This window comes from Oxalobacteraceae bacterium OTU3CAMAD1 (assembly GCA_024123915.1).
GTDB lineage: Bacteria > Pseudomonadota > Gammaproteobacteria > Burkholderiales > Burkholderiaceae_D > Rugamonas.
The window spans coordinates 6,714,739-6,728,548 of record CP099650.1 but is presented as its reverse complement, the minus strand read 5'-3'; the positions used below and the strand labels follow the sequence as shown (position 1 = coordinate 6,728,548).

Annotated in this window: 17 protein-coding genes; 10 read left to right on the top strand and 7 right to left on the bottom strand. The window is 61.6% G+C overall.

Annotated features, from left to right (window positions below; all coding sequences use genetic code 11):
• A complete protein-coding gene (locus NHH88_28715; protein ID USX13588.1) occupies positions 1 to 588 on the top strand; it encodes a hypothetical protein in 588 nt (195 codons plus the stop codon).
• Here the strand turns inward: NHH88_28715 and NHH88_28710 are convergent.
• Positions 585 to 1,922, bottom strand: coding sequence for a hemolysin family protein (locus tag NHH88_28710; protein ID USX13587.1), 1,338 nt, complete (start codon positions 1,920 to 1,922; stop codon positions 585 to 587). The two genes, NHH88_28715 and NHH88_28710, sit on opposite strands and share 4 nt — an antisense overlap.
• A gap of 204 nt (positions 1,923 to 2,126) precedes the next feature.
• Here NHH88_28710 and NHH88_28705 point away from each other — a divergent pair, with 204 nt between their 5' ends.
• The 3 genes from NHH88_28705 (at position 2,127) to NHH88_28695 (ending at position 3,598) form a co-directional block, all read left to right on the top strand.
• Positions 2,127 to 2,744, top strand: a complete 618-nt coding sequence (locus NHH88_28705; protein ID USX13586.1) for an energy transducer TonB — start codon at positions 2,127 to 2,129, stop codon at positions 2,742 to 2,744.
• A 160-nt stretch (positions 2,745 to 2,904) separates the two neighbouring features.
• A complete protein-coding gene (locus NHH88_28700) occupies positions 2,905 to 3,129 on the top strand; it encodes a hypothetical protein (protein USX13585.1) in 225 nt (74 codons plus the stop codon).
• Positions 3,122 to 3,598, top strand: coding sequence for a GNAT family N-acetyltransferase (locus tag NHH88_28695; GenBank protein ID USX13584.1), 477 nt, complete (start codon positions 3,122 to 3,124; stop codon positions 3,596 to 3,598). The genes NHH88_28700 and NHH88_28695 overlap by 8 nt, the downstream gene beginning before the upstream one ends.
• On the opposite strand, the gene NHH88_28690 is transcribed toward NHH88_28695, so the two are convergent.
• The 5 genes from NHH88_28690 to nhaR all read right to left on the bottom strand — a co-directional run bounded on the left by NHH88_28690 (position 3,564) and on the right by nhaR (position 6,321).
• On the bottom strand, positions 3,564 to 4,004 hold the full coding sequence (locus NHH88_28690; protein ID USX13583.1) for a GNAT family N-acetyltransferase: 441 nt from the start codon (positions 4,002 to 4,004) through the stop codon (positions 3,564 to 3,566). The two genes, NHH88_28695 and NHH88_28690, sit on opposite strands and share 35 nt — an antisense overlap.
• Complete coding sequence (gene fos, locus NHH88_28685) at positions 4,001 to 4,414, bottom strand: fosfomycin resistance glutathione transferase (protein ID USX13582.1); 414 nt, start codon at positions 4,412 to 4,414, stop codon at positions 4,001 to 4,003. Before fos ends, NHH88_28690 begins: the two co-directional genes overlap by 4 nt.
• Before the next feature lie 82 nt (positions 4,415 to 4,496).
• Positions 4,497 to 4,991, bottom strand: a complete 495-nt coding sequence (locus NHH88_28680) for a hypothetical protein (protein ID USX13581.1) — start codon at positions 4,989 to 4,991, stop codon at positions 4,497 to 4,499.
• Positions 4,988 to 5,353 carry a GFA family protein gene (locus NHH88_28675; protein USX13580.1) on the bottom strand — a complete coding sequence of 122 codons (366 nt, stop codon included), beginning with the start codon at positions 5,351 to 5,353 and terminating at the stop codon, positions 4,988 to 4,990. The genes NHH88_28680 and NHH88_28675 overlap by 4 nt, the downstream gene beginning before the upstream one ends.
• A 56-nt stretch (positions 5,354 to 5,409) precedes the next feature.
• Complete coding sequence (gene nhaR / locus NHH88_28670) at positions 5,410 to 6,321, bottom strand: transcriptional activator NhaR (protein USX13579.1); 912 nt, start codon at positions 6,319 to 6,321, stop codon at positions 5,410 to 5,412.
• Between the two features lie 110 nt (positions 6,322 to 6,431).
• Here nhaR and NHH88_28665 point away from each other — a divergent pair, with 110 nt between their 5' ends.
• The 4 genes from NHH88_28665 (at position 6,432) to NHH88_28650 (ending at position 9,536) form a co-directional block, all read left to right on the top strand.
• A complete protein-coding gene (locus NHH88_28665) occupies positions 6,432 to 7,481 on the top strand; it encodes a DUF475 domain-containing protein (GenBank protein ID USX13578.1) in 1,050 nt (349 codons plus the stop codon).
• 123 nt (positions 7,482 to 7,604) lie between these two features.
• Entirely contained in the window at positions 7,605 to 8,180 is a 576-nt protein-coding gene (locus NHH88_28660; GenBank protein USX13577.1) for a TerD family protein, read from the top strand.
• Positions 8,181 to 8,218: 38 nt separating this feature from the next.
• Positions 8,219 to 8,917: a TIGR00266 family protein gene (locus NHH88_28655; GenBank protein ID USX13576.1), complete on the top strand. Its 699-nt coding sequence runs from the start codon at positions 8,219 to 8,221 to the stop codon at positions 8,915 to 8,917.
• Between the two features lie 37 nt (positions 8,918 to 8,954).
• Positions 8,955 to 9,536 carry a TerD family protein gene (locus NHH88_28650; GenBank protein USX13575.1) on the top strand — a complete coding sequence of 194 codons (582 nt, stop codon included), beginning with the start codon at positions 8,955 to 8,957 and terminating at the stop codon, positions 9,534 to 9,536.
• Positions 9,537 to 9,732: 196 nt separating this feature from the next.
• On the opposite strand, the gene NHH88_28645 is transcribed toward NHH88_28650, so the two are convergent.
• On the bottom strand, positions 9,733 to 11,055 hold the full coding sequence (locus NHH88_28645; GenBank protein ID USX13574.1) for a porin: 1,323 nt from the start codon (positions 11,053 to 11,055) through the stop codon (positions 9,733 to 9,735).
• A 302-nt stretch (positions 11,056 to 11,357) separates the two neighbouring features.
• Here NHH88_28645 and NHH88_28640 point away from each other — a divergent pair, with 302 nt between their 5' ends.
• On the top strand, positions 11,358 to 12,791 hold the full coding sequence (locus tag NHH88_28640; GenBank protein USX13573.1) for a DHA2 family efflux MFS transporter permease subunit: 1,434 nt from the start codon (positions 11,358 to 11,360) through the stop codon (positions 12,789 to 12,791).
• A 15-nt stretch (positions 12,792 to 12,806) separates the two neighbouring features.
• Positions 12,807 to 13,625, top strand: coding sequence for an HDOD domain-containing protein (locus tag NHH88_28635; GenBank protein USX13572.1), 819 nt, complete (start codon positions 12,807 to 12,809; stop codon positions 13,623 to 13,625).
• Positions 13,626 to 13,810 lie beyond the last annotated feature (185 nt).

The window sequence follows — 13,810 nt, the reverse complement described above, 5'->3', positions numbered from 1 at the left end:
GTGACCTACAGTTCCGTATATCAGCGATTGACTGCGGACCCGAGCGACGCGATCGGGGTGTTTGCATACATCATCTACAAACAGCAAAAGATTGAGTTCTGTAAGTCCTTTGGTGGGCGCGAGCTTACGAGGGAAGAACTGGACAGCTTTCATGTCATCGCTTCGTTGGATACATCCATCGCCGTATATAGGGCCCGTGGCGAGACTCTGATGAGATTTTTCATCAGTGCGGGTGTCGAAGAGCTTGTTGAAAGTATTGAGGCCACCACTCGCAAGGGTGTGCTGTACCGGAGAATCGAATCCGGCAATGTGGACCTTCAGGAAAAACTGGCGGCAATCAGCGGAACCCTGCGCGAAAAACGAACTATTATTGGTTGGGTGCGCGACGTTTCGGGCAATCTGATAGTCAATCTAGTGTCGATTTTCGTGCTCGGCGCGCTTTTGCTTGGATACCGGTTCAGCGCGGAGCTTCAGCAGGGCGCCGAGAGGAAGGCGGGCGTGAGTGATACGTCTGCCAGTCAGAGTCAAACAGTAACCGATCCTGCATACCCCAGCCCGCTCATCCCGCCAAGCCCACCCAACCCTTAATCCAGGTCGGCATTGTCCTCGGTGTCATCCTTCGGAATGACCTTCACCAGCAGGATGCGCGGCCCGTTCATCTTCTTGGCGACGATATCGAAATGGCGGAAGCTGATGCGCTGGCCCTGTTTCGGGATGTCGCCCAGCTTCAGCATGATCAGGCCGCCGACCGACTCCACCTCGTCCATCCCCAGTTCCTCGTTCTCGATATCGATGCCCAGGGTGCGTTCGAGCGAGAAGATCGGCAGGCTGGCCTTGCCGATCAAGGTGCCGTCAGGCTGCTTGAGCCAGTCGTTCTCGTTGAGACGGAACTCGTCGTGAATCTCGCCGACCATTGCGCCGAGCAGGTTGTCGAGCGTAATGAAGCCCAGCGGGCGCTTGCCCTTTTCACCGATCAGCGCGAAGTGCGGGGCGCCATCGCGGAAGCGGCGGAACTGCTCCAGCGCCGGCGTGCGCGCCGAAATCGTCTCCACCGGCCGCAGGAAGGGCATCAGGTCGGTGATCGGCTTGCCCGATTGCTGAGCAAAGAACAAATCCTTCAGGTGCACCACGCCTAGCACCGTCTCGCCATCCTTGTCGTAGTACGGATAGCGGCTGAAGCGGTTGCGCAGCATGGTTTGCAGGTTGTCGGCCAGCGAGCGCCCCGCGTGCAGGCTGATCACCTCGTTGATCGGGCGCATCAGGTCCGACACGGCCAGATCGCTGAAATCGAGGGAGTGGGCCAGGATGTTGCGTTCGTCCTTGTTGTACTTCTCACCAGGCTGGCTGGTGCGCAGGATCATTTTCAGTTCCTCGACCGAATAGTGGCTGTCGTGGCCGCCCTTGCCGGCCAGGCCGGCCAGGCGCAGCACCATGTTGGCGCTGCCGTTGAGCACCCAGATAAACGGATACATGGCCCAATAGAAGGCGTACAGCAACGGCGCGCACCACAGGCCGACCACTTCCGGCATGCGGATCGCGAGCGACTTGGGCGCCAGCTCGCCGACGACGATGTGCAGGAACGAGATCACGCCGAAGGCGAAGATGAAGGCGATGCTGTGGACCAGCTTGGGCGAGTCGATGCCGATGGCGGCCAGGAAGGGCTCGAGCAAACTGGCGAAGGCCGGTTCGCCGACCCAGCCGAGACCGAGCGAGGCGAGGGTGATACCGAGTTGGCAGGCCGACAGGTAGGCGTCGAGCTGGCCGTGTACTTTGCCGAGGATGCGTCCGCGTAGTCCCTGGGTCTTGGCGATGGCGCGAACGCGCGTCTTGCGCAGCGTGACGATGCCGAATTCGGCCGCCACAAAGAATCCATTGAGCGCGACCAGGAATAGGGCGAGCACGACAAGCATAACGTTTTGCATAGGGGCCGAGCGGCAGTGACGTAGTTAAAACATGCATCTTAAACGACTGTGCGGGGATGGGGCGCAAATTGCCGTTTATCAATCGAAAATCGGGCCGGCGGCCAGGCCGGAAATCAGGCCACCTGTGAGAATCCGCGTACTTTCCAATTGAGCAAGATGCTATTCTTATCGTAGGTACATATAACTTGATAAATCGGAGACGGTATGCGCATCACGGGAAAATGGAAGCAGTTTTTGCTCACGGCGGCGGCGCTGCTTCTGGTGTCGGTGCGAAGTGAAGCCGCAACGACCGCTAGTTGCGCCAAGCCAGAATGGCCGCAGGAAGCGCGTCGCTATGAGCTCGAAGGCACGACCACATTGAGTTTTGTCGTGGGATTGGATGGCAGGCCCGTGTCAGCGAAGATCGAGAAAAGTTCTGGCTGGGGTATTCTGGATAAGGCCTCCTTGATCGGACTGTCCCGTTGCGTGTTCCCGAAGCCGGAGGCGGAAGGCCCCGCCAAGCCGACCCAATTCGTGTGGCGGTTAAACGGCGAATCGACGCTGCACCCGTCGATGGTGGAGGGGAGCTGCCCAGCGTCCGAACAGTTCCAGACATTCAAAAGTCTGGACAAATCTCCCAGCGATGCCAACGGCATCCTGCTGCGCATGCTGGTGAAAAGTGACGGGACGCCCTGGAACGTGAAGGCGGAGGCAACGGGGCTGCCGCCGGAAGTGCTGAATGCCGCCGCGGAGTTTGTTCAAAGCTGCCGCTTCGCCGTGGACCCGGACGCCAAAGGGAAGCGGACGGATACCACCTACGGCAAGCTGCTGCTGAAAAACTAGTGCTCACTTCGGCCAGGCTTCCTTCAGTAAAAAATGATCGAGGCTCTCCGGCCATGAAAAACTCAAACGGCGATGGGGTCAACTTGACCGGGTTGTGCCAGTCGCTCCGGATTTCGCAGTATCATTATCTGGCTTACTAATTACATCGCAGAGGTTTGTAGTGAAAGAGATTACTCAGAAGGCTGTTGGATATCGTGAGAAATTGGGACTCTTCGTCCTTTGTAGCCCGGACATTTTGTTTTTGATCCTGTTCTGCGGGTTAGGCGGAGTGGCCGTCGGTTGGATCTTCATCGGTGTCGGAGCGCTCTTCGCGCTGGTTCCGATGATCGGTTTTGCGGTTTATTATCAGTTACAGCAAAAATTAAAGAAGGCTGACAGTGTCTGAACTGGATGCCAGCGCCTCCTTGGTGCGTCCGATAAGACCATTCAAGGAGGCGGATCTTGCTGATGTCTGTCGAATTTACGTCGATGCCAAGCGTGACGAGCTGGTATATGAAGGCAAAGTCATCGACATCATTCCGCTGGAGGAGGATGCCGTCATCCTGGCGGCATTTCGCGAGTCCGATGTCATCGTCTGCGACGATGGCGGAGTGAAGGGATTCGCCGCCATGTTCGACGAGCAATTGCGGGCGTTATTCGTGCACAGCGAGGCGCGCGGACGAGGCGTCGGCCATGCCTTGCTCAACGCAGCGGTGGCACGCGCGCCGGGAGGACTGTCGCTGCATGTGGCGGAGTCGAATCTGAACGCGCGACAGTTTTATGAACGAAGCGGATTCACCGTTACCGGCATGGCGAACAGGCAATACAACGGCACTGACATTAGCTACGTGAGAATGTCGTCGTCTCCCGCGTGAGGCGGAACCCGGCATCTCGATCGTTCAGCAAGGTTCGGGTCCATCCTTGGCCCGTATAAAATCTGTCGGCCCGTGTATCTTTCGACGTGCTTAAATGAACGCTTTCGTGGCCCAGGGCGAACAGCCAGTCCACCGCGACCTGTAGCAGGCGCTTGGCGATTCCTCTGCCTTCAAAATCCTTCGAGACAAACAAGGCCCAGATCGACGCGTCGTTCTTGTCGGCGTAGGAAAACCCGACCACCTCGCCGTCAACCTCCGCGACCCAGCCGCGCCCCAGCAGTTCCAGATAATCCCGATACATCTGTACGGTCACCCGGCTCGGGTCGGATAGCGTGTTTTCCTTGACGCTCAAGCGAATAGCCGACATCGCCGGAATGTCGAGGAGGGTGGCCTGTCTAATATTCATTCTTCGAAGAATCTCATGTCTGCGTAAGGACGCTGGCGGCACTGCGCCAGTCTTGAATTCAACGATCCAACGTGGACTTCAAGTTTGTGGCCATCGGGATCAAGAAAGTAGAAAGAATCGCCCTCGCTACGATTGAGTTTCCATTCCTCAACCCCTTCGGCTTGAAGACGTTGCCGAAACCTGTCGAAGTCGGATTGTTGAATCGAGAAAGCGTAGTGTGTGTAGCCGGCGCGATTCTCTTTGGACGCGTCCTCGTCAAGCGACAGGCATATCCAAAGCTCTCCCAGCGCCAGATAGGCGCCGGCATTCCAGGTCGCGGCCAATCGGAAATTTAGCAGACGGGTGTAAAAATCAAGACTTCGTGCCAGGTCGGTGACGCCAAGGGTCAAATGATTGATTCCAGTGAGCACAGAAGACCGGACGCAGAGTTATTGGAAGTGCAATTTTAGCAAACATTGAAAAGTGACGGGATATAAAAAACAGCGGCGCCGATCAGAAGCCGCTCCGCAGCGATTCGATTATCGAATCGTTGCCCGGTTTGCGTCCGCCGAACTGGCCTTTTTCATATCGCAAGCAACGGCCCATACGTTGTGTGGAGGCTATCCTGCTGTCTTTCAATGTCAGCGTGACCGTGCAGAGGAAGACGTCGCCGACAACCACCCATCCCTCGCCGGGTATGTGCAGATCGGCGTCGAAGCTCAACTCGACCTTGGCTTCGGCCAGCTCCTCCAACGGCACGTCCTTTTTGATCGCTGCGCGCCGCAGGAATTCCCCGTAATTTCGGGCGACCTGCCGCGCAATGTTGGTGGATGGAATTGTGGTGTGTTCAAGCAGGTTCAGTTGCACGCGCTGGTCCTGCGGCGCGTCGCGGTACAGCAATCCAAGCGCCCATTGGCCGCCCACGTCGTTATTGCGACGGACGAAAGAACCTGCAAGGCCGCCAGCGATGTGCCTTAATTTTTTCAGGCTGATGATCGGGAGACTCACCGTGTCGGCAGCCAGCGCGGCTTGGTGTCGGTGTGCAGTTCGCGCTCCACCGGGCCGTCGTATTCCGGCTCCATCGTGCCCAGGGTGAGGGCGATGCGGTCCGGGCTTTGCGTGCTGCGCCAGAACAAGGTGGAGCCGCACACGCGGCAGAAGCCGCGCCGGCCGTGGTCGGACGAGGCATATTCCGTCACGAGGTCAGCGCCGCGCTCGAAGACGAAGCCGGCGGTGTCCACGTTGGCGTAGGTGCCGGATGCCGCGCCGTGCTGCTTTTGGCACATGGTGCAGTAGCAGTGGCTGGCGTGGGACACCGGCCCGTCCGCCAGGTAGGCGATGCCGCCGCATAGACAAGTTCCCTTCAACATGGCGTCCTCCGTAGCGATCAGTGATCGCTAAACTGTAACCGATTTGATAACCCCTGTCAGCTTGCCACCGCGAACGGTCCGCCGTGCACCGCCGACAGGATCGCTTCGACCGCCGGATGCTTGATCTTGCGGGCGTTGGAGATGGCGTAGAAATGCTCGCGCAGCTCCGGCGCGTCGCCGACCAGCACGGCGCCGAATTGCTCCTCGATATCGTGCGCCAGCGCCGACGTGGCGAAGAACAAGCCCATGCCGTTGCGGCCGAAGGTGTTGAGCATGGCGTTGTCCTCGAACTCGCCGACGATTTCTGGCCGCACCTCGTGCTGCACCAGCCAGGCGTCGATGCGCCCGCGCAGCGCGTTGTTGCGCGTGGGAACGAGCAGCGGCGCGTGGTTCAGGCTGGCGGGGAAGCCCGGCCGGTATTTTTCCGCCAGACGCGGCACGCCGAACAGCTTCATGTCGCTTTCGCCCAGCAGGTGGCTGAACACCTTGAGGCTGCCGCCGGCGTGCACCGTGCGGTCCGTCAGCACCACGTCGAGCTTGCCCAGCGCCAAGTCGGCCAGCAGATCCTCGAACTCGGCCTCCATGCACACCAGCCGCACCTGCTTGCCCATTTCCTGGGTGGCCTGCAGCAGGCGGAAGGCGATCAGCTTGGGCAGCGAGTCGGAAATGCCTACGGTCAACCTCATCTTGCCGGCCTCGGCCTCGTCGAGGGCGTCCTGCAGTTGCTCGCCCAGCAGGAAGATCTGGTCGCAATAGCTGAGCGCGAGCCGGCCGGCCTCGGTCGGCACCAGGCGCCGTCCCTGCGGCTCGAGCAATTGCTTGCCGACCGATTGTTCGAGCGACGCCAGCTGCATGCTGATGGTCTGCACCGCCAGCCCCAGCCGCTCGGCGGCGCGCGTGACGCCGCCCTCCTTGGCCACCATCCAGAAAAAATACAGGTGGCGGAAATTCAATCCACTGGTCTTCATTGTGTCGATCTTCTGTTTTTGCGAAGTAATACTTCAATTATCTTCTATTTTTAAATTGTCCGCGCGCCTATACACTGCGCTACATCAACTTATAACTGGGGAAAAAATCAATGAAGCACTTTAGAATTTCCTTCCTGGTCAGCTTCATCTGCCTTGCGGCGGCCGGCTGGTGGGGATACACGCTGAACGGATGGCCTGGCGCCTTGTCCGCTTTCGGCGTCGCGCTGATTCTGGCGGCGATGGAAGTGTCGCTGTCGTTCGATAACGCGGTGGTCAACGCCTCCGTGCTGAAGGATTGGGACGAGTTCTGGCAAAAGCTGTTCCTGGGCCTGGGCATCATCATCGCCGTGTTCGGTATGCGTTTGCTGTTCCCGCTGGTTATCGTCGCTGTCGCGGCCGACATCGGCATCATGGATGTGTGGACGTTGGCGCTGAACGATCCGAAGACGTATTCGATGCACCTGACCAACCACCACGCGGAAGTGGCGGCATTCGGCGGCATGTTCCTGCTGCTGGTGTTCCTGAACTTCCTGCTGGACGAGGACAAGGAAGTGCACTGGCTGGGTAACTTCGAGAAGAAGCTCGGCTCGCTGGGCAAGGTCTCGTCGATCTCGGTGATGATTTCGCTGGGCGTGCTGATGGCCTGTATGGGCCTGGTGACCGAGGCGCAGAAACTGGTTGTGCTGATTTCCGGCCTGTGGGGCATCCTGGTGTACGTCGGCGTGGACGCGATCAGCGGCCTGCTGGAGAAGGAAGAGTCGGGCGGCAGCGATGTCGGCGACATGGTCAAGAAGGGCGGTATCGGTGGTTTCCTGTATCTGGAAGTGCTCGATGCTTCGTTCAGCTTCGACGGCGTGATCGGCGCGTTCGCCATCACTACCGACGTCGTGATCATCATGCTGGGCCTGGCCATCGGCGCGATGTTCGTCCGCTCGATGACCGTGTACCTGGTCAAGAAGGGCACGCTCGACCAGTTCGTCTTCCTGGAGCACGGCGCGCACTATGCGATCGGTATCCTGGCCGCGATCATGCTGGCAAGTATGAAGTTCCACGTGCCGGAACTGTTCACCGGTCTGATTGGCGTGGCCTTCATTGCCGCCTCGGTCTGGTCGTCGGTGCGTCACCGTCGCAAGGAAGCGGCTGGAGCGATCGCCGCGTAAGTAACGAAGGTGTAGTCAAACAAGCTTAAAGTTTCAAGCAACAGAACACGGCGGGTCGTTAAATACGGACACGATCCGCCGCCTGCAGTACCCAAGTCCGGTTTCTTTAAGGAGTATCACATTATGGCAATCAGTCTGCAAAAAGGCGGTAACGTTAATCTGAGCAAGGAAGCCCCGGGCCTGTCGCAAATCGTCGTCGGCCTCGGCTGGGACGCGCGCGCCACCGACGGCAGCGCCTTCGACCTGGACGGCTCGGCCTTCCTGTTGAAGGTCGACGGCAAGGTCCGCGCCGACAACGACTTCATCTTCTATAACAACCTGAAATCGTCCGACGGCTCGGTCACCCACTCGGGCGACAACCGCACCGGCGCCGGCGACGGCGACGACGAAACCGTCACCATCGACCTGACCAAGGTGCCGGCCGATGTCGAGCGCATCGCCATCTGCGTGACGATCCACGACGGCGACGCCCGCAAGCAAAACTTCGGCATGGTGCAGAAGGCTTACATCCGCACCGTCAACGCCAGCGGCAACGCCGAAATCGCCCGCTACGACCTGTCCGAAGACGGTTCGACCGAATCGGCGATGGTGTTCGGCGAGGTGTATCGTAACGGTACCGATTGGAAGTTCAAGGCCGTCGGCCAGGGCTTCAAAGGCGGTCTCGGCCCGCTCGCCGCATCGTTCGGCGTCGGCGTTTAATTGTTGTAAAGTAGTGTTTTAATTGAAAGGACTCAGTCATGCCAAAATTTTCGGTCACCGGTGATGTCGACCCGTTTCTGCACGTATCACTGGCGCAGGGAGAGAAGATCTACTGCGAATCGGATGCGATGGTGATGATGGAAGCGACGCTCGACTTGAAGGGCAAGATCACCGGCGGTATCGGTGCGGCCATCATGCGTCGCTTCGCCAACGGTGAGTCCTTCTTCCAGCAACACATCGAAGCGGTGCGCGGCGGCGGCGATTGCCTGCTGGCGCCCACCCTGCCGGGCGCCATGCAGGTGCTCGACGTCGGCCAGGTGCAGTACATGTTGAGCGACGGCGCCTTTGTCGCCGCTACCTCCAACGTGGAACTGAAGGTGCGCACGCAAAGCCTGGGCAACGCGCTGTTCGCCCAGAGCGGTGGCTTCTTCATCACCGAGACCGGCGGCAGCGGCCAGGTGGCGGTATCGGGCTTCGGCTCGATCTCGGAACTCGATGTCACGCCCGGCAACGATGTGGTCATCGACAATTCGCATGTGGTGGCGTGGGATAACAGGCTGCGCTATGAAATCTCTGTCACCACCGGCGGCAACAGCGGCTTTTTAAGCAATCTGGTCAATAGCCAGACCAGCGGCGAAGGCATGGTGCTGCGCTTTTCCGGAACCGGAAAGATCCTGGTGTGCTCGCGCAACGGCGCGGCGTTCCGGGCTTGGGCCCAGCGCCCCGGGTCGCAGTAATCCATGATCGCCAACCAAACCAACTAAGGAGCACACAATGTCAGTCAATTTGAGCAAGGGCCAGAAGATTTCTCTGGAAAAAGAAGGCGGCGGCACCCTGGGCAAGGTCACCATGGGCCTGGGCTGGGATGCCATCAAGAGCAAGGGTTTCCTGGGCTTCGGCGCCAAGACCGAGGCGGTCGACCTGGACGCTTCCGTCGTCATGTTCGATGAAGGCCAGCGTCCGGTGGACGTGATCTGGTTCCGCCAGTTGAAGAGCAAGGACGGCAGCGTCGTCCACACGGGCGACAACCGCACCGGCGCCGGCGACGGCGACGACGAGCAGATCAACGTCGATCTGAACGCCGTGCCGCCGACCGTCAAGAGCCTGGTGTTCACGGTCAACAGCTTCACCGGCCAGACCTTCGCCCAGGTCGAGAACGCGTACTGCCGCCTGCTGGACGCGTCCAACGGCAAGGAAGTGGCGCGGTTCAATTTGTCCGTGCAGGGTCCGCACTCGGCGCAGATCATGGCCAAGGTGTACCGTCACAACGGTGAGTGGAAGATGCACGCGATCGGCGAAAACGGCAACGGCCGTACCTTCGACGACCTGCTGCCGCAGATCGCCGCGCACCTGTAAAGATTTCGGGGCGCAAGCGCCCCGATAATGAGTTGTACCCGCAGTTGAAGCGGAGCACCGTACCGGCGGTGCTCCGCTTTTTTGCGTTAAACGTCACGGAACCCGCACGGCCATACGGGGTCGTACCCGACCGGGTACGACCCCTAAGTGGTAACGCACGCGTGGAGGCGAATGCGTACCGGGTTTGACTTGCCGTTTAGAACGCGTGGCGTATGCCGAGGCTGACGATGGTGGTCTTGGCGTCGAGGTTCTGGCCGGCGCCGGCGAACAGCGGCACTTCCTGCGAGCCCAACGGCAGCAACAGCGCGCCCGGACCGCCGGCGATCGGCAGCGGGGTGATGGCGCCACGGACGATGTTGCCGCGTTTGTCCTTGACGCCGCCGACACGGGTGTACAGCGCGGTGCGCTTGGAGAAGTTGTAGTCCAGCCCGAACATCAGGCCGCGCTCGCGTCCGCGCGTGTAGTTGGTGAAGCGCGTGTCGAGCAGGTGCGCGCTGACGTCGACCTGGCCGATGGCCTGCTTGATCGTCGCGCCCCAGGTGTTGACGGTCGGATCGGTGTTGCCGCCCAGGTTGAACTTGCCCTGGTGGCCGACCAAGGCGACGGTGGTGCCGGTGCCGGCGAAAATGTACTTGAACGAGGCCATGTAGGCGCGGTAGTTTTCGATGGTGTACAGCGGCACCAGCGTGGTGCCCGAGACCACGCCCAGCGGTACGCCGCCGAAGTCGTTGCGGTGGTAGGAGGCGAGCGCGGTCAGGCTCTCGCCGCGCCAGGCCAGCATGGCGCCGACGGCGCGGCCGCGGTCGTCGGTGGTCTCGGCGCCGGCGGTCAGGCCGCCGACGATCTGTCCGGTGCTGGCGCTGGCCACCGGCGTGGTGGCGGTGGGGAAGGAGCGCGCGGCGCTGACGCCGCTACCGACGCCGGCGTTGGTCGAGAACGACGCGATCGCCGTCCAAGGACCCTGCTTGACGGCGTAGCTGACCTGGTTGTCCTGGAAGGTTTGCAAGGTGTTGACGGCCAGGCCGGCGCTGAACAGGTCGGTGCTGCCGATCGCTTCCGGCGTGACCAGATAATAGGAGATCAGCATCGGGCTGGCCTGGCGGCCGATCTTGACCTCGCCGACCGGCGTGGTCAGGCCGACATAGGCCTGGCGGCCGAACAGGCGGCCATCGTTGGCGACGCCGCCGTTGTCGAGCGTGAGGCCGCCTTCAAGCGTGAAGATGCCGCGATAGCCGCCGCCCAGGTCCTCGACGCCACGGATGCCGAAGTTACTCTGGCGCGTGTGCGACGGGCTGACCCGCACCGAGGTGCTTTTCGGCGAGGCGATCGAGTTCGGGATCGGCGTGGTGCCGCGCAAGCCGAACAGCGTGCCCTGGACGTTGCCTTCGCCTTTTTCGATGCGGTCGACGCCGACATCGAGGGTGCCGTAGAGGGTGACGTTCGATTGCGCGAGGGCGTTGCCCATGCCGAGGAAGGCGAGGGCGGACAGGCATGCTGCGGATGCGGCGGTGCGTTTCATATTCTTGTCTCCGGTATTTTTATAGATGGTGATAAAAACCGACCGTTTGCTCGGTCGTGTTATTGCCTAGTGTAGAGCAACATGCCTTGCGCCACGTACAGTTGTCATTAAAAGAAGGGTTTTTTTGGCGGATTGTGCTCGGGGCGTGGCTATCCAAACACAGTTGTCGTGCCGGACAGGACAATTGCGGAGCCGCAACGAGGCTTGCGGATCGCTAGTGGGGCGGTGCGTATAATTTGCGTATCGCAAACAACGCAAGCGGACACGATGCTTTTTCGACAGGTACTGCCCAGGGCCGGCAGATGAGCGCCGACGCCCTCCAGCCATCCGCCCCGCCGGCCGCCAGTAAATGGATCGCGCTGCTGGTGGCCGGCGCCTTCTTCATGGAGAACCTCGACGGCACCATCATCACCACCGCGCTGCCGGACATCGCCAAATCGTTCGGCGTGGCGCCGCTGGCGCTGAACATCGGCGTCAGCGCCTATCTGCTGACTCTGGGCGTGTTCATCCCGATCAGCGGCTGGGTGGCCGAGCGGCTGGGCGCGCGTCGCGTGTTCGCGGCGGCGCTGACGATCTTCACGCTTGCCTCCGTGCTGTGCGGGATGGCCGACAGCCTGACCGAATTCGTCTGGCTGCGTGTGCTGCAAGGCATGGGCGGGGCGATGATGGTGCCGGTCGGCCGCCTGTTGGTGCTCAAGACCACCCCCAAGGAAAAGCTGATCGGCGTGATCGCCACCCTGACCTGGCCGGCGCTGGTGGCCCCGGTGCTGGGGCCGCCGGTGGGCGGCTTCATCGCCAGCTACCTGTCGTGGCGCTGGATCTTCTATCTCAATCTTCCGCTCGGGCTGATCGCGCTGGCGCTGGCGCTGTGGCTGATTCCCGAGCAGCGCGCGGAGACGCGGCGGCCCTTCGACTGGCCCGGCTTCGTGCTCAGCGCGGGCGGCGTGCTGTTGCTGACGTGGGGCGCCGAGTCGGTCGGCGGCGCCGATCCGGACTGGTTCGAGGCGGTATCGTGCATGGCCGCCGGCGCCGTCATGCTGGCCGCGATGGTCTGGCACCTGCGCCGCGCCGCCCATCCGTTGATCGACCTGGGCACGTTCGCCATCCCGACGTTCGCCATCACCTTGGTCGGCGGCTCGCTGTTCCGCATGGCGATCGGCGCCGTGCCCTTCCTGCTGCCGCTGATGTTCCAGCTCGGCTTCGGCCTGGACGCCTTCCAGTCCGGCTTGCTGGTGGTGGCCGTCTTCGCCGGCAACCTGATGATGAAGCCGGCCACCACGCCCATCCTGCGGCGCTTCGGCTTCAAGCCGGTGCTGCTGGTGAACGGCCTGGCCAACGTCGCCTCGCTGGCGGCGTGCGCGCTGCTGTCGCCGGCCACGCCGGTGTGGCTGATCGCCGCCGTGCTGTTCGTCGGCGGGCTGACCCGTTCGATGCAGTTCAGCGCGCTGAACACCTTGGCCTTTGCCGACGTGCCGCAGCAGCGCATGGCGGCCGCCAACACCTTGTTCAGCACCTCGTTCCAGGTGGCTGTGGGCCTGGGCATTGCGATGGGGGCGGGCGGGGTGCGCCTGGGCCATTGGGGTGCACAGCGGCTGGGCATCGCCGACTGGCCGGCGATCGAATACCGGCTGGCGTTTCTGCTGGTGGCGCTGGTCAGCTTGTTGGCCATGCTGGACGCGATGTTCCTCAAAGCGGGCGCCGGCGCACAAGTTGTTACAAAGCGGCGTGGCCTTTAACGCTATAATCTTGCTATGGAAAAACTAAAAGACATCTCGCAGATTGTTACGCAAGCCTCACGCGGCGAGTTGGTCTTTCCTACCAGCGTCAACGCCGCGTTGCGGCTGCAACTGACGCTGGCCGATCCCGATTGCGACACCGACGACGTGATCCGCAAGGTGCTGGCCGAGCCGCTGCTGGCGGCGCGCACCGTGGCGCTGGCCAACGCGGTGGTGTTCAACCGCAGCGGCGTGCCCGTCACCAGCGTGCGGTCGGCCGTGGCGCGGGTGGGCTACCGCCACCTGTACACGATGGCGGCGGCGATGGTCGTGCGCCAGTTCGGCAGCCGCATCCGCGACGCCGGCCTGCGCGCCAAGGCCGAGCAGCTGTGGCGCCACACGGCCCACGTGGCCGCGCTGTCCCATGTGATCGCCCGCAAGCTGACCGCCACCGACGCCGACACGGCGATGTTCGCCGGCATCGTGCACGAGGCGGGCGGCTTTTATCTGCTGTCGCGCGCCGACGAGATTCCCGGCCTGCTGGACGATCCGGCCGACTGGATGGGCGCCGCGCACGAAATCATCACCCGCGAGATGATGAGGAAGATGGCGATCCCCGAGCCGGTGAGCCTGGCCATCGTCTCGCTGCGCGGGGCGACGTTGACGCCGCCGCCGCTGGGCCTGCGCGACACCTTGCTGATCGCCAAGCGCCTGGCGCCGGTGGCCTCGCCGTTTTCGCCGACGCAGGAGCACGCCGGCCTGGAAGGCTTCATCGACGACAACGCCGCGCTGGAGCAGATGCTGGCCGAATCGGCGAAGGAGGCCGCGTCGATGAGCGCGGCCCTATTGGTGTAGGGCGGATTAGGCGGAACGCCGTAATCGGCCATGCATGCGCCGCCGGCGGCTCAACCATGGCCGATTACGCTGCGCTAATCCGCCCTACGTGTAACCGTGACGGATACACGGTTCGCCGTCCTGTAGCAAAAACGATGTGTAAGCAATCATTTTTGTCGAAACTCTGGCAATATGCACATCGCGCG